The 21660-nt window shown below is 73.4% G+C and carries 19 protein-coding genes and 1 tRNA gene; 1 reads left to right on the top strand and 19 read right to left on the bottom strand.

Annotated features, from left to right (window positions below):
* Positions 1-5: 5 nt before the first annotated feature.
* Complete coding sequence (locus D1648_RS08265; RefSeq protein ID WP_122940585.1) at positions 6-1379, bottom strand: ABC transporter substrate-binding protein; 1374 nt, start codon at positions 1377-1379, stop codon at positions 6-8.
* 70 nt (positions 1380-1449) lie between these two features.
* Positions 1450-2097 carry an ANTAR domain-containing response regulator gene (locus D1648_RS08260; RefSeq protein ID WP_122940582.1) on the bottom strand — a complete coding sequence of 216 codons (648 nt, stop codon included), beginning with the start codon at positions 2095-2097 and terminating at the stop codon, positions 1450-1452.
* 107 nt (positions 2098-2204) lie between these two features.
* On the opposite strand from D1648_RS08260, the gene D1648_RS08255 reads away from it, so the two are divergent.
* Positions 2205-2287, top strand: a tRNA-Leu gene (locus tag D1648_RS08255).
* A gap of 91 nt (positions 2288-2378) precedes the next feature.
* On the opposite strand, the gene pyk is transcribed toward D1648_RS08255, so the two are convergent.
* The 17 genes from pyk to mihF all read right to left on the bottom strand — a co-directional run bounded on the left by pyk (position 2379) and on the right by mihF (position 21485).
* A complete protein-coding gene (gene pyk, locus D1648_RS08250; RefSeq protein WP_122940580.1) occupies positions 2379-3842 on the bottom strand; it encodes a pyruvate kinase in 1464 nt (487 codons plus the stop codon).
* A gap of 99 nt (positions 3843-3941) precedes the next feature.
* Entirely contained in the window at positions 3942-5420 is a 1479-nt protein-coding gene (locus D1648_RS08245; protein WP_122940578.1) for a glutamate synthase subunit beta, read from the bottom strand.
* Positions 5413-9858, bottom strand: a complete 4446-nt coding sequence (gene gltB / locus D1648_RS08240; protein WP_122940575.1) for a glutamate synthase large subunit — start codon at positions 9856-9858, stop codon at positions 5413-5415. Before gltB ends, D1648_RS08245 begins: the two co-directional genes overlap by 8 nt.
* Before the next feature lie 116 nt (positions 9859-9974).
* Positions 9975-10904, bottom strand: a complete 930-nt coding sequence (gene lgt, locus D1648_RS08235; protein ID WP_122940573.1) for a prolipoprotein diacylglyceryl transferase — start codon at positions 10902-10904, stop codon at positions 9975-9977.
* 40 nt (positions 10905-10944) lie between these two features.
* Positions 10945-11772: a tryptophan synthase subunit alpha gene (gene trpA, locus D1648_RS08230; protein ID WP_122940571.1), complete on the bottom strand. Its 828-nt coding sequence runs from the start codon at positions 11770-11772 to the stop codon at positions 10945-10947.
* Positions 11769-13094: a tryptophan synthase subunit beta gene (trpB, locus tag D1648_RS08225; RefSeq protein ID WP_122940570.1), complete on the bottom strand. Its 1326-nt coding sequence runs from the start codon at positions 13092-13094 to the stop codon at positions 11769-11771. Before trpB ends, trpA begins: the two co-directional genes overlap by 4 nt.
* Complete coding sequence (gene trpC / locus D1648_RS08220; RefSeq protein ID WP_122941087.1) at positions 13091-13924, bottom strand: indole-3-glycerol phosphate synthase TrpC; 834 nt, start codon at positions 13922-13924, stop codon at positions 13091-13093. Before trpC ends, trpB begins: the two co-directional genes overlap by 4 nt.
* Positions 13925-13987: 63 nt before the next feature.
* Entirely contained in the window at positions 13988-14443 is a 456-nt protein-coding gene (locus tag D1648_RS08215; RefSeq protein WP_241155407.1) for a DUF2752 domain-containing protein, read from the bottom strand.
* An 8-nt stretch (positions 14444-14451) separates the two neighbouring features.
* Positions 14452-14766, bottom strand: a complete 315-nt coding sequence (locus D1648_RS08210; protein WP_122940567.1) for an HGxxPAAW family protein — start codon at positions 14764-14766, stop codon at positions 14452-14454.
* 80 nt (positions 14767-14846) lie between these two features.
* Positions 14847-15623 (bottom strand): Trp biosynthesis-associated membrane protein, encoded by a 777-nt coding sequence (locus D1648_RS08205; protein WP_122940565.1) that lies wholly within the window; start codon positions 15621-15623, stop codon positions 14847-14849.
* On the bottom strand, positions 15620-17200 hold the full coding sequence (locus tag D1648_RS08200; protein WP_241155406.1) for an anthranilate synthase component I: 1581 nt from the start codon (positions 17198-17200) through the stop codon (positions 15620-15622). Before D1648_RS08200 ends, D1648_RS08205 begins: the two co-directional genes overlap by 4 nt.
* Positions 17197-17604: a phosphoribosyl-AMP cyclohydrolase gene (hisI, locus tag D1648_RS08195; RefSeq protein WP_164518648.1), complete on the bottom strand. Its 408-nt coding sequence runs from the start codon at positions 17602-17604 to the stop codon at positions 17197-17199. The genes D1648_RS08200 and hisI overlap by 4 nt, the downstream gene beginning before the upstream one ends.
* On the bottom strand, positions 17601-18809 hold the full coding sequence (metK, locus tag D1648_RS08190; protein WP_122940562.1) for a methionine adenosyltransferase: 1209 nt from the start codon (positions 18807-18809) through the stop codon (positions 17601-17603). The genes hisI and metK overlap by 4 nt, the downstream gene beginning before the upstream one ends.
* Positions 18810-18814: 5 nt before the next feature.
* Positions 18815-20080 carry a bifunctional phosphopantothenoylcysteine decarboxylase/phosphopantothenate--cysteine ligase CoaBC gene (gene coaBC / locus D1648_RS08185; protein WP_122940560.1) on the bottom strand — a complete coding sequence of 422 codons (1266 nt, stop codon included), beginning with the start codon at positions 20078-20080 and terminating at the stop codon, positions 18815-18817.
* 34 nt (positions 20081-20114) lie between these two features.
* Entirely contained in the window at positions 20115-20477 is a 363-nt protein-coding gene (gene rpoZ / locus D1648_RS08180) for a DNA-directed RNA polymerase subunit omega (protein WP_010550656.1), read from the bottom strand.
* A gap of 82 nt (positions 20478-20559) precedes the next feature.
* On the bottom strand, positions 20560-21162 hold the full coding sequence (gmk, locus tag D1648_RS08175) for a guanylate kinase (RefSeq protein WP_122940558.1): 603 nt from the start codon (positions 21160-21162) through the stop codon (positions 20560-20562).
* Positions 21159-21485, bottom strand: coding sequence for an integration host factor, actinobacterial type (mihF, locus tag D1648_RS08170; RefSeq protein WP_122940556.1), 327 nt, complete (start codon positions 21483-21485; stop codon positions 21159-21161). The genes gmk and mihF overlap by 4 nt, the downstream gene beginning before the upstream one ends.
* Positions 21486-21660: the final 175 nt, after the last annotated feature.

The raw sequence follows: 21660 nt of genomic DNA, 5'->3' as shown, positions 1-21660 counted from the left end.
TCGCCTCACTCCGGCGCCTCGAAGGCGGTCGCGGAGGGCTGCTCGAGCTCGTTCGCCTCGGACCAGGCGTACTCGCGCAGCTGGCCCGTCCGGGCGTCGGACTGCCCGCCGAGCTCGAGGGCGCCCATCGCCCCGACGTAGGAGACGGTCGCCCGCTGCCCCGTCTCGAGAGCGGTGGCCATGATCCGGCGGCACTGCTCGAAGTCCGTGCACTCCTCCGTGCCGGTGAGGATCGCCGGCAGCGCCGCCGCGAGATCCGTGCCCGTCACCGACAGCGCGTGCTGCGCCGCGAGGCACAGCATGACCACCGCGTCGTAGCCCTGCTGGGAGTAGGCGTAGCCGCGTCGGAGGAACTCCCGGCTGCGGTTGAGCATCAGGTTCTCGTGGTCCACCGAGAGGTCGCCGCCCGGCTGGTAGCCGGTGGTCGAGGCGAGCGCCTCGGGCACGAGGTCCTCGGCCACCGGTTCTCTCGAGTAGTCGATCGTCGCCCACGGCGGGACCTGGCGGGGGAACTGCACGGTGGGGCGATCGTCCTCGTCGAGGGTCGCGGTGTGCAGGGCGGAGAGGAAGGGGGCGAGCTCTGGCCCGCCGTTGGCGACCAGCAGGGCGGGCGGGTCCTCGAGGACCTTCTTCACCCGGACCTCGAGGTCGCCGATCTTCCCGGCCTCGTAGAACTGCTCGCTGACGATCCTGCCGCTCGAGGGGTTCAGCACCTGGGTGAGCTCGGTGAGCAGGCTGCGGCCCTGGAGCGTGTCCTCCGAGAGATACGCGACGGTCCCCGCCGGTCCGCTCCGGTCGCCGCCCCCGCCGAGCGCCTGCTCGGCGTAGCGGGCGGCGAGGACGCGGTCGTTCGGTGCGAGGCGCACCAGCAGGTTCGCGGTCTGCACCTCGGCGGCGCGCACGTCCATGCCCGAGGTGAGCACGTCGAGGACCGCCAGCTGCGCCTCGACCAGCGCCGGCATCGCGGCGATCAGGGACTCCTCGTCGATCGAGGTGATCACGCAGGTCGCCCCGGCATCGGCCATCTCGGCGATCACGGGGGCGAGGTCCTCCCCCGGCGCCTCCATCACGTGGCGCTCCAGGAGCTCGACCGACCTGCCGAACAGGCCGTCCCAGCGCGCGTTCACGTCGATCCGGGACTCGTCGATCGCGACGGCGATCGCCTCCTCGACGCGCCCCATCCGGCCGTAGGACGCACCGATCTGACCGATCACGAGGGGCTGGTCCGGCTCCTCGAGGACTCCGGCGGTCGGCGCCGTGGTCGTCGCGCGGGGCCGTCCGCGGCGGATGCCGCCTCCCGGGCCGCAGGCGCTGAGCGTCCCCGCGCCGAGCACCCCGGTGCCGAGTCCGCGCACGAGCGCGCGCCTGGTGAGCGTCATGGCCCGGCGGTCCCCCTCCTCGTCGCCGACACGCCCCCGCGCGTCGGCCGCTGCCCTGCGTGCCTGCGGGTCAGTCCTTGCCCTGGGCACCCAGCTGGTCGACGACCGCGTCGGCGACCTCGCGCATGGTCAGACGGCGATCCATCGACGTCTTCTGGATCCAGCGGAACGCCTCGGGCTCGGACAGGCCCATGTTCGTCTGCAGCAGGCCCTTGGCGCGATCCACCCGCTTGCGGGTCTCGAAGCGCTCGCCCAGGTCCGCGATCTCGGACTCGAGCTGGACGATCTGCTGATGGCGGGAGATCGCGATCTCCACGGCCGGCAGCAGGTCCGCCGGGGTGAAGGGCTTGACGACGTACGCCATGGCGCCCGCGTCCCGGGCGCGCTCGACGAGCTCGGTCTGCGAGAACGCGGTGAGCATCACGACGGGGGCGAGGTTCTCCTCGCCGATCTTCTCCGCGGCGGTGACCCCGTCGGTCTGCGGCATCTTCACGTCGAGGATCACGACGTCCGGGCGCAGCTCGCGGGTCTTCTCGATGGCGCTCTCGCCGTCTCCGACGGCCGCGATCACGTCGAAGCCCGCTTCGGTGAGGGTCTCGACGATGTCCATGCGGATGAGGCTCTCGTCCTCGGCCACGACAGCGGTGCGGCGGGGCGCCTCGCTCGCGGCAGCGGTGTCCTGGGCGTCGTCGGGAAGGTCGGTGATGTCGTCAGTCATGTCGCCCTGTGTCTCGTTCGGGGCCTGCCCGGGTGCCCTGCACCCGACGGCGGAGGCCGGTGGTCATCAGCGGTATCCTAGTCCAGCCCTCGGCACCTGAGGGGCATGCCGGGTTGGCGGAACGGTAGACGCGGCGCACTCAAAATGCGCTGTCCGCGAGGGCGTGCGGGTTCGAGTCCCGCACCCGGCACGCACGGGACGGCGCCCGCGGCCATCAGGCCGCGGGCGCCGTCCGCGCTGAGAGGGAGGTCTCGCGCATCGCGTCCCTCACATCGCGGGGATCACTGCCCCGCGGCGATGCGGTCGGCCTCGATGCGGGCCGACTCGGTCCCGTCGAGGTCCCCGATGCGGTGCACGCGCAGGGTGTTGGTCGAGCCGTGGACCCCGGGGGGCGAACCGGCCGCGATGACGACCAGGTCGTTCTTCTGCAGGCCCTTCTGCTCGCGCAGCAGCTCGTCGACGACGCCCACCATCTCGTCCGAGTCCTTCTGCATCGGCACCAGGTGCGCCTCCACGCCCCAGGTCAGCGACAGCTGACGGGCGACCTCCGGATAGGGGGTCATCGCCAGCAGCGGGATCGTGGGACGCAGACGGGACAGCCTGCGCGCGGTGTCGCCGGACTCGGTGAAGGTCACCAGGTACTGCGCGGAGAGCTGGTCGCCGATCTCCGCGGCCGCGCGGGTGATCGCGCCGCCGCGGGTGTGCGGGATGGTGCCCAGCGGCAGGATCCGGTCGGCACCGTTCTCCTCCGTGTTGGTGACGATGCGCGCCATGGTGCGCACCGCCTCGAAGGGGTACTTGCCCACGCTGGTCTCGCCCGAGAGCATGACCGCGTCGGCGCCGTCGAGGATCGCGTTGGCGCAGTCCGACGCCTCCGCACGGGTGGGGCGCGGGCTCTCGATCATCGACTCGAGCACCTGGGTCGCGACGATGACCGGCTTCGCGTTGCGGCGGGCGAGCTCGATCGCGCGCTTCTGCACGAGCGGGACCTGCTCGAGCGGGAGCTCCACGCCGAGGTCGCCGCGGGCGACCATGATGCCGTCGAAGGCGCCGACGATCGAGCGCAGGGCGCGCACGGCCTGCGGCTTCTCGATCTTCGCGATGACGGGGACGCGCCGCCCCTCCTCCTGCATGATGCGCAGCACGTCGTCCATGTCGTGGGCGTCGCGCACGAAGGACAGGGCGATGAGATCCGCGCCGAGGTTCAGGCCCCAGCGCAGGTCGGCGATGTCCTTCTCGCTCATGGCGGGCACGGAGACGGCCACGCCCGGGAGGTTGATGCCCTTGTGGTTCGAGACCGGCCCGGGGACCTCGACGACGGTGGAGACCTCGGTCTCGGTGACCTCGGTGACCCGCACGGAGACCTTGCCGTCGTCGATCAGGAGCACGTCGCCGGGACGGCAGTCGCCCGGCAGGCCCTTGAAGGTGGTCGAGACCCGCTCCTTCGTGCCGACGATGTCGTCGGTGGTGATCGTGAAGGAGTCGCCGACCTCGAGCTGGTGCGGCCCGTCGGCGAAGCTGCCCAGGCGGATCTTCGGGCCCTGCAGGTCGACGAGCACGGCGACGTTCTTGCCGAGGTCCTCGGCGGCCTTGCGGATGTTCGCGTAGACCTTCTCGTGGTCCTCGTGCGTGCCGTGGCTGAGATTCATCCGCGCCACGTTCATCCCGGCGTCGATGAGCGTCCGGATCTGCTCGTAGGTGTCGGTCGCCGGACCGAGTGTGCAGACGATCTTCGCTTTGCGCATGTCAACCCATCTGTAGTTCGTGTGAGGGCCGCGGCCCCGAGGGACAGCGCGCGAGCGCCAGGACAGGGCCGCGGCGTCGCGTGTGCTGGGCACAGTCTTTCACACTGTGACGGGCTTCTCGCCGGGGCGCACGGGGCGGGGCAGGGAGCTGGTCCCCATCAGGTGCTCGTCCACGGCCGCCGCGCAGGAGCGGCCCTCCGCGATCGCCCACACGATGAGGCTCTGGCCTCGGGCGCAGTCGCCCGCGGTGAACACCCCCGGCACGCTCGTGGCCCAGGCGCCGTCGTGCACGATGCTGCCGCGTGAGGTCATCTCCACACCGAGCTGCTCGAGCAGCCCCTGCTCGCGCGCCCCGGTGAAGCCCATCGCGATCAGCACGAGGGTCGCGGGCAGCACGGTGTCGGTGCCCGGCGTGGGGACGCGGCGACCGTCGACGAACTGGGTGCGCGCCACGCGCAGTCCGGCGACGGCGCCGTCGGCATCGACCTCGAACCCGGTGGTGGAGGCGAGATAGGACCGCTCCCCGCCCTCCTCGTGGGCGGTGGAGACCTCGAACAGCACCGGATGGGTGGGCCAGGGCTGGGACTCGTCGCGCTCGCTCGGCGGCTGCGTGCCGATCGCCAGCGTCGTCACCGAGCGAGCGCCCTGGCGCAGCGCCGTGCCGAGGCAGTCCGCGCCGGTGTCGCCGCCGCCGATGATCACCACGTCCTTGCCCTCGGCGCTGATCCGGTCGCTCAGCCGGTCACCCTCCACGAGGCGGTTCGCCTGGGTGAGATAGTCCATGGCGGGGTGGATGCCGGAGGCCTCCCGTCCGGGCACCGGGAGCTCGCGCGGCACGCTCGCGCCGGTCGCGAGCACGACGGCGTCGAAGCGGGAGCGCAGCTCCTCGACGGACAGCGCGCCCTCGCCCCGGCCGCCGACGTCGACGCCGGTGCGGAAGCGGGTGCCCTCCTCGCGCATCTGCGCGAGGCGGCGGTCCACATGGCGCTTCTCGAGCTTGAATTCGGGGATGCCGTAGCGCAGCAGACCGCCCAGGCGGTCGTCCTTCTCGTGCACGACCACGGCGTGGCCGGCGCGGGTGAGCTGCTGGGCGGCCGCGAGCCCTGCGGGACCGGAGCCGACCACGGCCACGGAGCGGCCGGTCTGGCGGGTCGAGGGGACCGGGCGCACCCAGCCCTCCTCGAAGGCGCGGTCGATGATCGAGACCTCGACGTTCTTGATCGTCACGGGAGGCTGGTTGATGCCCAGCACGCAGCTGGACTCGCAGGGGGCGGGGCAGGCGCGGCCGGTGAACTCCGGGAAGTTGTTGGTCGCGTGGAGCCGCTCGGCGGCCTCCTGCCAGTCGTCGCGGTAGACGAGGTCGTTCCACCCGGGGATGAGGTTCCCCAGCGGGCAGCCCTGGTGGCAGAAGGGGATGCCGCAGTTCATGCAGCGTCCGGCCTGGCGCGAGACGACCGAGAGGTCCCCCTTCTCGCGGGCCTCGTAGACCTCGCGCCAGTCCATCAGTCGCACCGGGACCGGGCGACGGGCGGGCAGCTCGCGGTCGCGGTGGCGCAGGAATCCTCGGGGATCAGCCATGGGTGGCCTCCATGATCTCGTTCCAGACATCGTTCGCATCGGGGTCCTCGCCCCGGGCCACCGCGTCGTCCCGGATCGCGGTGATGGTGAGGAAGGCCCGCGGGGCGATCTCCGTGAGACGGCCCAGCAGCTCCTCCTCGTCGGCCAGCAGCGCGGCCGCCCGGTCGGAGCCGGTGCGGGCGAGATGGTCGCGCAGCGCCTCGAGCACGAACTCGCGGTGCTCCTCGCGCACGGGCGTGATGGCGAAGCGCTCGGCGTCGGCGGGATTCAGGCGGGAGGGATCCAGGTCCAGGACGAACAGGGTCCCGCCGCTCATGCCGGCGCCGAGGTTGCGGCCCGTCGGCCCGAGCACGATCATGGCGCCGCCGGTCATGTACTCCGCGCCGTGGTCGCCGATCCCCTCGACCACGAGGGTCGCCCCGGAGTTGCGCACCCCGAACCGCTCCCCCGCGGCGCCCGCGAGCAGCAGGCGCCCGCTCGTCGCGCCGTAGGCGCAGGTGTTGCCCGCGATCGGGGCGGAGATCATCGAGGGCGCGGTGCCGGCGCCGTGGCCGACGGCGAGCACGCCGCCGGAGAGGCCCTTGCCGACGTAGTCGTTGGCATCGCCCCTCAGGTGCATGCTGATGCCGCGCGGCAGGAACGCCCCGAAGGACTGCCCGCCGGTGCCGGTCAGCTCGAGCACGATCGCGTCCTCGTCGAGGCCCGCGCCGTCGGTCCGACGGGTCACCTCGTGGCCGAGCAGGGTGCCGGCGCTGCGGTCGGTGTTGCGCACCTCGCCGAGCACCCGCACCGTGCCCTCGCGGCGCTCGATCACCTCCTCGGCCGCGGCGATCCAGGGATGGTCCGGGGCCTTCTCGAGGCCGTGCTCCTGGCCGCGACGGCGGCGCGGGAAGTCGCCCTCGTGGATGCTCGGGGCGGCGAGCACCGCGGCGAGGTCGAGGCCCTCGCGCTTGGCCTCGCCGAGGGCGGTGAGCGCCTGCTGGTCCTCGCGCAGGCCGAGCAGGTCGGTGCGGCCGATCGCCTCGTCCAGGGAGCGCAGCCCGAGCGCGGCGAGGTGCTCGCGCACCTGCTCGGCGACGAACTGGAAGAAGGTCACCACGTGCTCTGCGCGTCCCGCGTAGCGGGCCCGCAGCTCGGGGTTCTGCGTCGCGACGCCGACGGGGCAGGTGTCCAGGTGGCAGACCCGCATCATCACGCAGCCGGTGACGACCAGCGGGGCGGAGGCGAATCCGTACTCCTCGGCGCCCAGCAGCGCCGCGATCACGACGTCCCGGCCCGTCTTCATCTGCCCGTCGACCTGGACCGTGATCCGATCCCGCAGGCCGTTCAGCAGCAGGGTCTGCTGCGTCTCGGCGAGGCCGAGCTCCCAGGGGGTGCCGGCGTGCTTGAGGGAGTTCAGCGGGCTCGCGCCGGTGCCGCCGTCGTGCCCGGAGATCAGCACGACGTCGGCGTGGGCCTTGGACACGCCCGTCGCGACCGTGCCCACCCCGAAGCGGGAGACCAGCTTGACGTGGACGCGCGCGGCGGGGTTCGCGGACTTCGCGTCGTGGATCAGCTGGGCGAGGTCCTCGATCGAGTAGATGTCGTGGTGCGGCGGCGGGGAGATGAGCCCGATGCCCGGGGTCGAGTGGCGGGTCCGCGCGATCCAGGGGTAGACCTTCTCGGGCGGGAGCTGACCTCCCTCGCCGGGCTTCGCCCCCTGCGCCATCTTGATCTGGATGTCGCGGGCGAAGGTCAGGTACTCGCTGGTCACGCCGAAGCGTCCGGAGGCGATCTGCTTGATCGCGCTGCGCCGCTCGGGGTCGTGGAGGCGCTCGGGGTCCTCTCCTCCCTCACCGCTGTTGGACATGCCGCCCAGGCGGTTCATGGCGATGGCGAGGGTCTCGTGGGCCTCCTGCGAGATGGAGCCGTAGCTCATCGCGCCGGTCATGAAGCGCCGCGTGATCTCCTCGACCGGCTCGACCTCCGCCAGCGGGATCGTCTGCGCGGCGTCGGTGCGCAGGCGCAGCAGGCCGCGCACCGTCAGCAGCCGCTCGTGCTGCTCGTCGACCGCATCGGTGTAGGTGCGGAACTCGTCGTACTTCCGCGCCCGCGTGGAGTGCTGCAGGCGGAACACCGACTCGGGGGTGAACAGGTGCGGCTCGCCCTCGCGGCGCCACTGGTACTCCCCGCCCACCGGCAGGCCCCGATGCGGCGGGTGCACCCCGTCGACCGGGTGCGCGAGGGCGTGGCGCGCGGCGACCTCCGCGGCGATGACGTCCAGGTCGATCCCGCCGATGCGGCTGGTGGTGCCGGGGAACCAGGTGTCCACCAGCTCCTGGGACAGGCCCACGGCCTCGAAGATCTGCGCGCCTCGGTAGGAGGCGACCGTCGAGATGCCCATCTTGGACATGATCTTCAGGACGCCCTTGGACAGGGCCCCCGCGAGGTTCGCCACCGCCTGCTCGGGGGTGAGATCGCTGACCACGCCGCGCCGGACCAGCTCCTCGACGCTCTCCATGGCGAGATAGGGGGTGACCGCGCTCGCGCCGTAGCCGATCAGGAGCGCCGCATGGTGCACCTCGCGCACGTCCCCGGCCTCGACCACGAGCGCGGCCGAGGTGCGCCGTCCGGTGCGCACGAGGTGGTGCTGGACGGCGCTGGTCAGCAGCAGCGACGGGATCGGGGCGAGCACCTGGTCGGTGTCGCGGTCGGAGAGGACCAGGAAGGTCGCGCCCTCGTCGATCGCGGCGACGGCCTCCTCGCAGATCTCCTCGAGGCGGGCGCGCAGCGCCGCGGTGCCCCCGGCGACCGGGTACAGGCCGCGCAGCCGCACCGTGCGGAAGTCCGCGGTGGCGGGATGCGCGTCGACGGCGAGGAGCTGGGCGAGCTGGTCCCCGTCGAGGATCGGGGCGTCCAGGGACAGCTGGCGGGCATGCTGCGGCGTCGCGTCCAGGAGGTTCCGCGCCCGGCCGATGCTCACCCCGAGCGAGGTGACGATCTCCTCGCGCAGGGAGTCCAGCGGCGGGTTGGTGACCTGCGCGAACATCTGCGTGAAGTAGTCGAACAGGAGCCGCGGCCGGTCCGAGAGCACCGCGATCGGGGTGTCTGTGCCCATCGCGCCGAGCGCGACCTTCTGCTCCTGCACCCAGGCGGCGTAGGGGCGGGCGGTGGCGATCTCGTGCTTGAGGCGGTCGCTGGGGACGATCTCTCCGGCGTCGAGGTCGAGCAGGAAGATCTCCCCCGGCGCGATGCGGCCGGTGCGCGCGACCGCAGTGCGCGGCACGTCCACGAGCCCCGTCTCGGAACCGAGGATGACCAGGTCGTCCTCCATCACCCAGTAGCGCAGCGGCCGCAGGCCGTTGCGGTCCAGACGCGCGCCGACCTGGCTGCCGTCGGTGAAGACGACCGCCGCGGGCCCGTCCCAGGGCTCCTGGAGCGCCGCGTGGAACTCGTAGAAGGCCCGCAGGTCGGGGTCCATCGACTCGTCGTTCTCCCACGGCTCGGGCACGAGCATCATCAGGGCGTGGGGCAGGGAGCGGCCCGAGAGGTGCAGCAGCTCGGCGACCTCGTCGAGCCCGGCGGAGTCCGAGCCGCCGGGGGTCGTCACCGGCAGCAGCCGGGAGAAGTCCTCGCCGAAGGCGTCGGTCGCCATGGAGCCCTCTGCGGCGCGCACACGGTTGCGGTTGCCGATCACCGTGTTGATCTCGCCGTTGTGGGCGAGGGTGCGGAAGGGGTGCGCGAGCGGCCAGGCCGGGAAGGTGTTGGTGGAGAAGCGGGAGTGGACGATCGCCAACTGCGAGGCGAAGCGCGGATCTCGCAGGTCGGGATAGAACTCGTCGAGCTGCATCGGGGTGAGCATTCCCTTGTAGACCATCACGCGGGTCGAGAGGGAGGGGAAGTAGCCCTCCGTGGCGTGCTCGACGCGGCGACGGGTCGCGAAGACGGCCCGCTCGAGGTCGAGGCCTACGCGCTCGCCGCTCGCGTCGGCGAGGAAGACCTGCACGAAGTCCGGCCGGACCGCCTCGGCGGAGGGGCCGACGAGGCCGTCGGTCACGGGCACCTCACGGGTGCCGAGCAGGCGCAGCCCCTCCTCCGCGGCGATGCGCCCGAGGGTCTCGAGCACGGCGGCGCGGCCGGCGGCGTCGCGGGGCACGAAGGCGGTGCCGGCGGCGTACTGCCCGAGCGGAGGGAGGTCGAGGCCGCTGACGGCGCGGAGGAACGCGTCCGGCAGCTGGACCATGATCCCGGTGCCGTCGCCGGTGTCCTCCTCGGCGCCGACGGCACCGCGGTGGTCGAGGTTGCGCAGCGCCTCGAGGGCGTGCGCGACGATCCGGTGGTGAGGCGCCCCGCGGAGCGTCGCGATCATCGCGACGCCGCAGGAGTCGACCTCGCTGTCCGGGCGGTAGAGGCCCTGGGCGGAGGGCACGGACGAGAAACGGGAGGAGAGGGGGAGCATGACGCAGGAGCCCTTCAGGAGCGGCGGCCGGGGACGGTCTCGTCGGATCCGACGAGCACCCGGTCCCGGGCGCGCCTCCCGTCATCGCGCTCTGCGTCGCTCGGGGTCGGCGGGCCCTAGGGGCCGGGTGAGGGGTCGGGGCCCGGGGAGGGCGGCGTGCCCGACTTCTCGACCTCGTCCTCGTCAGGGCCGTTGCCCTCGGTCTGCGCGGGCAGGGTGAAGGAGCCGTCGGCGGCGACGACCTCTCCCCCGCGCTTCTGCCTGCGCAGGGTGAGCAGCACAAACATCCCCACGCCGACGAGCACCATGAGCAGCGCGACGAGGGTGTGGATGCGCAGCGGCCCCACCATCAGCACGGGCTCGGAGCGGATCGCGTCGATCCAGGCCCGACCGGTGGAGTAGATCGCGACGTAGGCCCAGAACACGCGCCCGCCGGCCCACTGGAAGCGGCGGCTGAGCAGCAGGAGCGCGGCGAGGCCGGCGAGGTTCCACAGCTGCTCGTACAGGAAGGTGGGGTGGTAGGTGCCGGGCACGCACCCGGCGATGGTGCTCCCGTTGGTCTCGCAGGTCACGTCCCAGGCCCACCAGGCGTCCAGGCGCGGCCCGTACAGCTCCTGGTTGAACCAGTTGCCGAAGCGGCCGAGCACCTGCGCGAGCATGATGGTCGGGGCGATCGTGTCCGCGAGCGCGGTGAAGGACACCCGCTTGATCCGGGCCATGATCCACACCGCGAGCGCGCCGCCGGCGACGCCGCCGTAGATCGCGAGACCGCCCTGCCAGATGTACAGCACCGCCAGGGGGTCCCCGCCCTCGCCGAAGAAGGGCTCCGGGGAGGTCAGGACGTGCCAGATGCGGGAGCCGACGATCCCGGCGATCACGGCGACGAAGACGATGTCGAAGAGGGTGTCCCCGTCGCCGCCGCGCGCCTCCCAGCGCTTGGTGGCCCACCACAGGGCCAGACCGATGCCGGTCAGGATGCACAGGGCGTAGAAGTGGATCGTCAGGGGGCCGAGGGAGAGGGCGGAGATGCTCGGGCTGGGGATCATCTGCTGCTCTCCTCTCTCGGCGGGATCGTGCGGGGCGGGATCAGGTGCGGGCGCGCTCGACGCCGGCGCGGAGGTCGGCGGCCACGGCGGCGAGGGCCGTGCGGGCCGCCGCGTCCTCGCCCTCGTGCTCGAGCAGCGCGCGCACGAAGGCGGAGCCGACGATCACTCCATCAGCGTACGCGCCGACCTGCGCGGCCTGCTCGCCGTTCGAGACGCCGAGGCCCACGCAGACGTTCCGGGCGCCCGCGGCGCGGGTGCGCTCGACCAGGCCCTCCGTCGCGTCGGAGACGCTGGCCCGGGTGCCGGTCACGCCCATGGTGCTGGCGGCGTAGACGAATCCGCGTGTGTGCGAGACCACGTGCTCGAGACGGTCGCGCGGGGAGCTCGGTGCGACGAGGAACACACGGTCCACGCCGTGCTGCTCCGAGGCCGCGATCCAGTCCGAGCCCTCGTCGGGGATCAGATCGGGGGTGATGAGCCCCGCGCCGCCTGCGGCGGCGAGGTCCCGGGCGAAGGCGTCGGGGCCGTAGGCGAGGACCGGGTTCCAGTAGCTCATCACCAGGATCGCGGCGCCGCGCCCGGACAGGGCCTCGACGGCCTCGAGGACGTGGCGGGTGCGGGTGCCTCGCGCGAGGGCCGTGGAGGCCGCCTGCTGGATCACGGCGCCGTCCATGACGGGGTCGGAGTAGGGCAGGCCCAGCTCGATCATGTCCGCGCCGTGGTCGATGAGCACGCGGGCGGCCTCGATCGAGCGCTCGAGATCGGGGAAGCCGACGGGGAGGTAGCCCACGAGCGCGGCGCGCTCCTCGGCGCGGGCGCGGTCCAGGACCTCGGCGGCGCGCAGGCGGCCGGTGTCGACGGCGGTCATCGGGACTCCTCCTCGGGGACGGGAGAGGCGGTGCGGGCGAGATCGCGCAGCGCGGCGAGGTCGGCGCGGGCCGGGTCCTCGCCCACCAGGCCGAACCAGCGCGAGGCGGTGTCGACGTCCTTGTCCCCGCGGCCCGAGAGGCTCACCAGGATGACGGCGTCCTCGCCGAGCTCGCGGCCCAGGGCGAGGGCGCCGGCGAGGGCGTGGGCGGACTCGATCGCAGGCATGACGCCCTCGGTCATGGACAGCAGCGCGAAGGCCTCCATCGCGGGGCCGTCGTCGATCGCGCGGTACTCGGCACGGCCGATGTCCGCGAGCCAGGCGTGCTCGGGGCCGACGCTGGGGTAGTCCAGCCCGGCCGAGACGGAGTGGGAGGGGATGGTCTGTCCGTCCTCGTCCTGCATGACGAAGCTGCGGGCGCCGTGCAGCACGCCTGCCGAGCCGCCGGTGATCGTCGCGGAGTGGCGGCCGCTGTCGATCCCGTCCCCGCCCGCCTCGCAGCCGATCAGCCGCACGAGCGGGTCGGTGTCGTCGAGGAAGGCGTGGAAGATGCCCATGGCGTTGGAGCCGCCGCCGACGCAGGCCACGACCGCGTCGGGCAGCCGGCCGACGCGCTCGAGGGTCTGGGCGCGGGCCTCCTCGCCGATGATGCGGTGGAAGTCGCGGACCATCGCGGGGAAGGGATGCGGGCCGGCGACGGTGCCGAGCAGGTAGTGGGTGGTCTCCACGTTCGCGACCCAGTCGCGGAAAGCCTCGTTGATGGCGTCCTTGAGGGTGCGGGAGCCCTGCTCCACGGCGACCACCTCCGCGCCGAGCAGGCGCATGCGAGCGACGTTGAGCGCCTGGCGCTCGGTGTCCTCGGCGCCCATGTAGATCGTGCAGTCCAGCCCGAACAGTGCCGCGGCGGTGGCGGTCGCGACGCCGTGCTGGCCCGCTCCGGTCTCGGCGATCACGCGCGTCTTGCCCATGCGGCGGGTCAGCAGCGCCTGGCCGAGGACGTTGTTGATCTTGTGGGAGCCGGTGTGGTTGAGGTCCTCGCGCTTGAGCAGGATGCGCGCGCCGCCGGCGAGCTGGGAGAAGCGGGGCGCCTCGGACAGCAGGGAGGGCCGGCCGGTGTACTCGGCGGCCAGGCGGCGCAGCTCCTCGGTGAAGGACGGGTCGACGATCGCCTTCTCGTAGGTCTCGCGGAGCTCGTCGAGGGCCGGCACGAGCGCCTCGGGCAGGAAGCGCCCGCCGAAGTCGCCGAAGTAGGGGCCCGACTCGGAGCGCAGCGGCGTCGAGGGGCGGGCGAGGTCGGGCAGGACGGGGTCGGGGGTGCTCATGCCTGGGCTCCTTCCGGGAGGGGGCGGCCGTGGCGCGGGACGCTGCGGAACGAGGCCACGGCGTCGGCGGGGTCGCCGGAGGTGACCAGCGCCTCGCCGACCAGGACGGCGTCCGCCCCAGCAGCGGCGTAGGCCTCGACGTCGGCGCGAGAGGAGACCGCGGACTCGCCGATCGCGAGGGGGCCGGCGGGGATGCGGCGCAGGAGGCCGGCGGCGCGGTCGAGGTCCACGGTGAGATCCTTGAGGTTGCGGGCGTTCACGCCGATGATCCCCGGATCCAGGGCGAGGGCCCGCTCGAGCTCGTCCTCGGTGTGCGTCTCGACCAGGGCCTGCATCCCGAGCTCGGAGACGAGGTCGTGCAGCTCCCGCAGCGGGCCGTCCTCGAGCGCCGCGACGATCAGCAGCACGAGGTCGGCGCCGTGGGCGCGCGCCTCGTGCACCTGGTACGGCTCGACGACGAAGTCCTTGCGCAGCACGGGCACGTCCACGCGGGAGCGGACGGCGTCGAGGTCCGCCAGGGAGCCGCGGAAGCGACGCCGCTCGGTCAGCACGCTGATCGCCGAGGCGCCGGAGGCGGCGTAGGTCGTGGCGAGCTCGGCGGGCTCGGGGATCTCGGCGAGGGCGCCCTTGGAGGGGCTGGCCCGCTTGACCTCCGCGATCAGGCCCATCGTGGTGCCGTCGCCGAGCAGGCGGGGGCGGGCGTCGAGGGCGGGGGCGGCGGCGCGCGCCCGGGCGGCCATCTCGGCCTCCGGGACGGCGCGCCGGCGAGCGGCGAGGTCCTCGCGGACTCCGACGACGATGTCGTCGAGAACGGTTCCGGTGGTGGTCACGCGGTCCTCCTGCGGCGGGTCGAGCGGATCCGTGCGCGGCACGGTCCGGCGAGGGGTCGGGGCTCAGCCGCCGACGTACGAGATCGGGGCCAGGAACCAGAAGGCGGGCAGGTTCCGCAGCACCGTGAAGAGCAGCGCGAGGCCGGCGAGCACGAGCAGCGACGTGCGCGAGGGCAGCAGCTGCGTGCGCAGTCCGCGGGCTCGACGCACCGCCCACACGCCGAGGCCGATCGCGGTCGAGGGGATCGCGAGGGTGATCAGCAGATTGCTGCGCAGCGCCATCAGCAGGTCGCCGGCGAGCAGCGAGTGCACCGCGCGGATCGCGCCGCAGCCGGGGCAGTCGAGGCCGGTGAGCTGGTGGAGCAGGCACAGCGGCAGGTGGGTGCGGAACGGGTCGAAGACCAGCTGCACCGCGCCGGCCGCGGAGAGGCCGGCGATGCCGACCGCGAGCGGCAGCAGCGCCCGGCGCGCGCCGCCGGCGGAGGTGCGCGGCGCGGCGCGACCGTGCCCGTCCCGCACCGCCGTGATCACCTGGCGTCGGCCCCGGACGGGTGCTCGGAGCGGGCGTTCTCATCAGCGCTGCCCTCGGCGGTCCGTGCGGCGGCCGCCATGCCGTACTGACGAGGCTGTCCCAGTCCCGCGGACGACAGGACCACACCCAGCACGATCGCGAGCAGCACGATCGCCGCGCCGATCCAGAGCAGGATGTCGAGGTCCGGGAGGATGAGGCCCGCGGCGATGGGGACGGAGCCGAGGACGATCCCCAGGTTCATCGTCCACGCCGCAGCGGTCTTGCCCTCGTTGTGGTGGGGCGGCGGCGGCACGGTGTAGGTCTTCGGCATGATCCTTCTCCAGTCAGGGTCCCGGTCGGGGACATTGTGCCACGTCATGCCCTCGTGGGAGGGCATCGTCCGCGGCGTGCTCAGCGAGGGGCCGGCGGTTCCGGACGCTCGTCGTCGGGCCCTGTCTCCGGCGCGGCGGCGGACTCGTCCCCCGGCACTGCCCCGTCCGCGTCCTCGAGGCTCGGGTCCTCGCCGCGGGTGAGGGCGTCCCAGGCGGCGGCGGGGTCCTCCGCGGGGTCGGCCGCCGCGGTCACGGCGGCGCTGCGGTAGCGGCTGCCGACAGGCCAGGAGCGGCCTACGGCCAGCACGATCACACCGGTGAGCACGACGGCGAGGGCGGGGACGAGGCAGAGCAGCGGCCAGACGGTCGCGGCGGCCGAGACTCCGGCGCCGACCACCCCGGTCGACTCCGCGACGGCGGAGCGGGCGGCCTGTTCGGGGGCGCGCGCGGGGCCGAGCGCGGAGAGCCCCGCGCCGAGGCCCGCCGCGATCAGCACCGGCCCCGTGAGGAAGCGCACCCATCGGCTCGAGAGGGAGGTCGCGAGCGCGGCGGCGAGGGCGGCGAGGGCGAGGGCGAGCACGGCGGGTGCGGCGTCGGCGCCGCTGACCGCGATGTCCTGGGAGGTGCCGGCGAGATCCGGGGCGGAGGCCTGCACCCAGGTCGCGCGGGTGGTGGCGGCCAGCGCACCGGCCGCGACGAGACCCGTGAGCACGACGGTGCGGCGCGCGAGCCGGGGACGGCGGGCGCCCGCGGCCGAGGGCGCGTCCGGCTCCTGCGCCCCGCTGGGCGCGGCACCAGCGGCCTCGACGGGATCGCCGGTGCCCGGCGTGTCGTGCCGGTCGTGCTGCTCGCTCATGCCGGGCGGAGGGTGTCGGCGGAGGCGACGGCGCGCAGGGCGGCGGCGGCCTTGGTCTGGGTCTCGCGGTGCTCCATCGTCGCGTCGGAGTCGGCGACCACTCCCCCGCCGGCCTGGACGTGGGCGGCGCCGTCCTTGATCACGGCGGTGCGGATCGCGATCGCCATGTCCATGTCGCCGGCGAAGTCGATGTAGCCGACGGTGCCGCCGTAGACGCCGCGGCGCACCGGCTCGAGCCGGTCGATGATCCGCATCGCGGAGGGCTTCGGGGCGCCGGAGAGCGTTCCGGCCGGGAAGGTGGCGCGCAGGGCGTCGTAGGCCGAGGCGTCCTCGCGCAGAGCGCCGGTCACGGTCGAGACGATGTGCTGGATGTGGCTGAAGCGCTCGATGTGCATGAAGTCCCGCACCACCACGGTCCCCGGCGCGCAGAACTTCTGCAGGTCGTTGCGGGCGAGGTCGACGAGCATGAGGTGCTCGGAGCGCTCCTTCGGATCGGCCAGCAGCTCGGCGCCGAGCCTCTCGTCCTCCTCGGGGCTCGCGCCCCGGGGCCGGGAGCCCGCGATCGGGTGCGTCGTGGCGGTCTGACCGCGCACGGTCACGAGCGACTCGGGGCTCGCGCCGACCACGTCGACCGGTTCGCCGGAGGCGTCCACGGTGCGCAGCAGGTACATGTACGGGCTGGGGTTCATGCGGCGCAGCACCCGGTAGACGTCCAGGGGGTCCGCGGCCAGCGGCAGGGAGAACCGCTGGGAGGGCACGACCTGGAAGATCTCTCCGTCGACGATGTCGCGCACCGCCTCCTGGACCGCGGCCTCGTACTCGAGCCGGGCGGTGCGCGCCTTCGGCTCGAGCTCGCTGACCGCGTCGTAGACGGCCGGTCCGCCGCCGAGCGGGGTGCGCAGCCGCTCGCGGAGGGTCTCGAGGCGGGCGAGGGCGTCGTCGTAGGCGGCGTCGACGCCGTCGTCGGTGGCGTTGAGGTTCAGGGCGTTGGCGACGAGCACGACGGTGGCGTCATGGGCGTCGTGGACCACGACGTCCTGCGCGAGGAGCATCGAGAGGTCCGGCAGGCCGATCTCGTCGGGCGGGACGTCGGGCAGCTTCTCCCAATGGCGCACCGCGTCGTAGGCGACGAAGCCGACCAGCCCGCCGGAGAAGGGCGGCAGGTGCGGCTGGCGGGCGGCGCGGAAGGCGCGCGTGACGGCCTCGAGCGCCTCGACGGGGCTGCCGGAGGTCGGGACCCCGGCGGGCACGTCGCCGCGCCAGCGCGCCTGGCCGTCCTGCTCCGTGAGCACGGCGCGGGCGCGGGTGCCGATGATCGAGTAGCGCGAGGCCTCGCCCTCCCCCGCGGACTCCAGGAGGAAGGTGCCGCGCGTGCCGCCCTCGGCGGTGAGCCGGCGGTACAGGGAGACGGGGGTGTCCTCGTCGGCGAGCAGGCGCACGGAGACAGGGACGACGCGCTGGCGGGCGGCGAGCTCGCGGAAGGTCTCGCGGTCCGGGGTGATCACGCCCAGGGCGCTCCCCTCGCGGCCCCCGATCCGCTCGGGATAGGCCTCGGGGCGGGGATCGGCAGCGGTCACTGCTCACGCTCCTTCTGGGACAGGACGACGGCGCCCAGGTCGCCGCCGTCGAAGCAGGTGTCGGTGCCGCGATGGCAGGCGGCGCCGACCTGGTCCACCTGCACCAGCAGGGTGTCGCCGTCGCAGTCCAGGGCGACGGAGCGGACCCATTGGACGTGTCCGCTGGTGTCGCCCTTGCGCCAGTACTCGCCGCGGGAGCGGGACCAGTAGGTCGCCCGTCCGGTGGTCAGGGTGCGGCGCAGCGCCTCGTCGTCCATCCAGCCGACCATGAGCACGCGCCGGTCGTCCGCGTCCTGCACGACGGCCGTGAGGAGCCCCGCCCCGTCGTGCTTCAGTCGGGCGGCCAGGGCGGGGTCCAGGGCGGGCGTCCCGGGGGCGGCGTCGAGGGTGTCGGAGGCGGTCACAGGGCGCGCTCCAGCTCCTCGGCGCGGTCGCTGCGCTCCCAGGTGAACTCGGGCAGCTCGCGGCCGAAGTGGCCGTGCACGGAGGTGAGGGAGTAGATCGGGCGCAGCAGGTCGAGGGCCTCGATGAGCGCGGCCGGACGCAGGTCGAACACCTTGCGCACAGCGGCGGCGATCCGGTGCGCGGGCGCCTTCCCGGTGCCGAAGGTCTCGATGTACAGGCCCACCGGCTCGGCCACGCCGATCGCGTAGGCGACCTGCACCTCGCAGCGCTCGGCGAGACCGGCGGCGACGATGTTCTTCGCGACCCAGCGCATGGCGTAGGCGCCGGAGCGGTCGACCTTGCTCGGGTCCTTGCCGGAGAACGCGCCGCCGCCGTGGCGGGCCATGCCGCCGTAGGTGTCGACGATGATCTTCCGTCCGGTCAGCCCCGCATCGCCCTTGGGACCGCCCAGCACGAAGCGGCCGGAGGGGTTGATGTGGGTGACCACGCCGGAGGTGTCCAGGCCCTGCGCGGCGAGGTCCTCGAGCACGGGGGCGATGACGACCTTGGAGATCGCGGGGGCGAGCTGGGAGTCGAGGTCGACGTCCTCGCTGTGCTGGGTGGAGACCACGACCGCCTCGACGCTGCGGGCCACGCCGTCCTCGTCGTAGCCGATGGAGACCTGGGTCTTCCCGTCGGGGCGGAGGTAGGGCAGCACGCCGTCGCGGCGGGCGGTGGAGAGGTTCTGGGTGAGGCGGTGCGCGGCGTGGATCGGCAGCGGCATCAGCTCGGGGGTGTCGTCGCAGGCGTAGCCGAACATGAGGCCCTGGTCCCCGGCGCCGAGCCGGGCGAAGGCCTCGGCGGCGGCGTCGCCGCGCGCCTCGAAGGAGGTGTCCACGCCCTGGGCGATGTCCGGCGACTGCGCGCCGATGGAGACCTCCACGCCGCAGGAGTCGGCGTCGAAGCCCTTCTCGGAGGAGTCGTAGCCGATGTCGCGGATCACGTCCCGCACGATGTTCGCCACGTCACTGTACCCGCTGGTGCGGACCTCGCCGGCGACGTGCACGAGCCCGGTGGTGACCATGGTCTCGACCGCGACCCGCGCGCCGGTGTCCTGGGCGAGCAGGTCGTCGAGGATCGCGTCGGAGATCTGGTCGCAGATCTTGTCGGGGTGCCCTTCGGTGACCGATTCGGACGTGAAGGTGCGCAGCTCGCTCGTGGTCATGGGGATCAGGGTACTTGCGGCAGACGGGCGACGAGCGCGTCGAGCACGGCGTGGGCGACGAGGGTCTTGCTGCCCGCGGCGCGGGAGACCTCCTCGCCCGCACGGTCCAGGATCCGCACCTCGTTGTCCGCGGCGCCGAACACCCCGCCGCTCACGTCGTTGAAGACCAGCAGGTCGGCGCCCTTGCGACGTGCCTTCGCCCGGGCGAGGTCGAGCGCGGCCGTGCCCTCCCCGCCGGTCTCCGCGGCGAAGCCGACGATCGCCGGGCGGGCGCTCTGTCCGCGGGACTCGACGCTGTGACGCAGGATGTCGCGGGTGCGGCGCAGGGCGAGCGCGGGGACGGAGTCGGGGTCGTCCTCGTCCTTCTTGATCTTCGCGTCGGAGCGCCCGGCGGCCGTGAAGTCCGCCACGGCCGCGGCCATGACGAGCGCGTCGACCTCGCCGAGCTCGGCGGCGACGAGCTCGGCGAGCTCCGCAGCGCTGCCGACGTCGGAGCGTCGGGCACCGGGCGGGGTCTCGAGCTGGACGTTCGCGGCGGCCAGGCGCACGCGGGCGCCGCGCACGAGGGCGGCATGGGCGAGTGCCCAGCCCTGACGGCCCGAGGAGTGGTTGGCGAGGAAGCGGACCGGATCGAGGTCCTCGCGGGTGCCGCCCGCGGTGATCAGCAGCTCGCGGCCGAGGAGGTCGCGGTGCACTCCTCCGCGAGCGTCCCGGGGCGCGGACAGCGCCGCACGGGCGGCGTCGAGGATCGCCTCGGGCTCGGGCAGCCGGCCCGGTCCGGAGTCCGGACCGGTCAGGCGGCCGACGGCGGGGTCGAGCACGGTCGTGCCGCGCTCACGCAGCACGGCGACGTTCTCGCGGGTCGAGGGGTGCTCCCACATCTCGGTGTGCATCGCGGGGGCGAGGACGAGCGGGGCACGGGTGACGAGCGCGGAGGCGGTGAGCATGTCGTCGGCGCGGCCGATCCGCAGCCGGGCGAGCAGGTCCGCGGTCGCGGGCGCGACGACCACGAGATCGGCCTCCTGGCCGTGGCGGACGTGGGCGACCTCGTCGACGTCCTCGAAGACGGAGGTGAGCACCCGGTGATGGCTCAGCGCCTCCCAGGTCGCGGCCCCCACGAACTCGAGCGAGGCGGGCGTGGGCACCACGCGCACCTCGGCCCCCTCACCGACAAGACCGCGCACCAGGTGCGCGGTCTTGTAGGCGGCGATCCCGCCGCCGACGCCCACGAGGACGCGGGCACCGGCGAGCGTTCGCGGCTGGTTGCTCATGCGTGCTCCGTGCGACGGCCGGCGAGGGCCGGGATCAGAGCGGGAAGTCGGTCGGCGGGACCTCGGGGGCGTCGTCGCCGAGCAGCAGAGGGGCCGGGGCGTTGGGGTCCGGCTCGTTCTGCGCGGCGTACTCCTCCTCGTCGATCTCGCGGACGGTCAGGAGGCCCTCGTCGATCTCGCGCAGCGCGATCGAGAGCGGCTTCTCCTGGTTCTCGACGTCGACGAGGGGACCGACGAACTCGAGCAGGCCCTCGGAGAGCTGCGAGTAGTACGCGTTGATCTGGCGGGCCCGCTGGGAGGCGTACAGCACCAGGGCGTACTTCGAGTCGACGGTCTCCAGGAGACGGTCGATCGGGGGGTTCGTGATGCCTTCGGGCTGTGCGACTGTTCCGGCCACGGATGTCCCTTCCTGAGTGACGGCGTGCGACGCTCCAGGATACGCCACGCCGCAGGCGGCGGCGAGCGCTGGAGCGAGGGGGTCAGGTGAGGTCGCGCACGCCGAGCAGGCGGGCGAGCTCGTCGGCGGCGCGGTCCACCGAGTCGTTGACGATGGTGACGTCGAACTCGCCCTCCGCGGCGAGCTCGACGCGGGCGGTGGCGAGGCGTCGCTCGCGCTCCTCCTCGTCCTCGGTGCCGCGTCCCACCAGGCGGTGCACGAGCGTGTCCCAGTCCGGCGGGGCGAGGAAGACGAAGCGTGCGCCCGGGAGCGTCTCGCGCACCTGGCGGGCGCCGGCGAGGTCGATCTCGAGCAGCACGGGGCGGCCCTCGGCGACCTTCTCCTCGACGGGGCCGCGCGGAGTGCCGTACTTGTTGCGGCCGTGGACCACGGCCCACTCGAGCATCTGGCCGTCCTCGACCAGGCGCGAGAAGTCCTCCTCGCTCACGAAGCGGTAGTGCACCCCGTCGATCTCGCCGGGGCGCGGTGCCCGGGTGGTCGCCGAGACGGACAGCCAGATCTGCGGGTAGCGGGCGCGGATCGCCGCGGAGACCGTCCCCTTGCCCACGGCGGTGGGACCTGCCAGGACCGTGACCGGGGCCGGCGCCTGTGCGGCACCGGCCCCGGTGGAGGGATCAGGGCTCACTCGGAGAAGTGGGCGACGAGCTTCTCCGCCTGGTGCGAGCCGAGGCCGCGGATCTTGCGGGAGGGCGAGATGCCGATCTCCTCCATGATCTGCTGGGCCTTGACCTTGCCGACGCCCGGCAGGGCCTCGAGCAGGGCGGAGACGCGCAGGCGGCCGACGACCTCGTTGGTCTCGGCCTCCTCGAGGACCTTCTTGATCTCCTCGCCGCGGTGGCCGGCGCTGTCCTTCAGGCGGGCCTTGATGGCCGCGCGCTCGCGACGAGCCTCGGCGGCCTTCTTCAGGGCCTCGGCCCGCTGCTCAGGGGTGAGGGGAGGGAGAGCCACTGTTCTTACCTCTTGTTCTGTCGCGGTTGACGTGCGGGTCCGGGAAGAGCCCGGTGTGGGAAGAGCGTAACCCCATATTCGTGGCAGAGGGCACTTTTGACACGCTAAGTCCCAGGTCCGATGCCTTTCGGGGCCCCGGACCCGCCCCGTCGGGGTCGATCCGGGGCCCCGCTCC

It is taken from the genome of Brachybacterium sp. EE-P12 (genome assembly GCF_003711805.1).
Lineage (GTDB): Bacteria > Actinomycetota > Actinomycetes > Actinomycetales > Dermabacteraceae > Brachybacterium.
The sequence above is the reverse complement of the archived record's forward strand: the minus strand, read 5'-3'. Positions and strand labels throughout refer to the sequence as shown.

What these genes read in the sequence shown, in the direction of transcription:
- D1648_RS08265 (WP_122940585.1), bottom strand. Translation starts at nt 1,379, where the DNA reads ATGACGCTCACCAGGCGCGCGCTCGTGCGCGGACTCGGCACCGGGGTG.
- D1648_RS08260 (WP_122940582.1), bottom strand. Translation starts at nt 2,097, where the DNA reads ATGACTGACGACATCACCGACCTTCCCGACGACGCCCAGGACACCGCT.
- pyk (WP_122940580.1), bottom strand. Translation starts at nt 3,842, where the DNA reads ATGCGCAAAGCGAAGATCGTCTGCACACTCGGTCCGGCGACCGACACC.
- D1648_RS08245 (WP_122940578.1), bottom strand. Translation starts at nt 5,420, where the DNA reads ATGGCTGATCCCCGAGGATTCCTGCGCCACCGCGACCGCGAGCTGCCC.
- gltB (WP_122940575.1), bottom strand. Translation starts at nt 9,858, where the DNA reads ATGCTCCCCCTCTCCTCCCGTTTCTCGTCCGTGCCCTCCGCCCAGGGC.
- lgt (WP_122940573.1), bottom strand. Translation starts at nt 10,904, where the DNA reads ATGATCCCCAGCCCGAGCATCTCCGCCCTCTCCCTCGGCCCCCTGACG.
- trpA (WP_122940571.1), bottom strand. Translation starts at nt 11,772, where the DNA reads ATGACCGCCGTCGACACCGGCCGCCTGCGCGCCGCCGAGGTCCTGGAC.
- trpB (WP_122940570.1), bottom strand. Translation starts at nt 13,094, where the DNA reads ATGAGCACCCCCGACCCCGTCCTGCCCGACCTCGCCCGCCCCTCGACG.
- D1648_RS08210 (WP_122940567.1), bottom strand. Translation starts at nt 14,766, where the DNA reads ATGCCGAAGACCTACACCGTGCCGCCGCCGCCCCACCACAACGAGGGC.
- D1648_RS08205 (WP_122940565.1), bottom strand. Translation starts at nt 15,623, where the DNA reads ATGAGCGAGCAGCACGACCGGCACGACACGCCGGGCACCGGCGATCCC.
- metK (WP_122940562.1), bottom strand. Translation starts at nt 18,809, where the DNA reads ATGACCACGAGCGAGCTGCGCACCTTCACGTCCGAATCGGTCACCGAA.
- coaBC (WP_122940560.1), bottom strand. Translation starts at nt 20,080, where the DNA reads ATGAGCAACCAGCCGCGAACGCTCGCCGGTGCCCGCGTCCTCGTGGGC.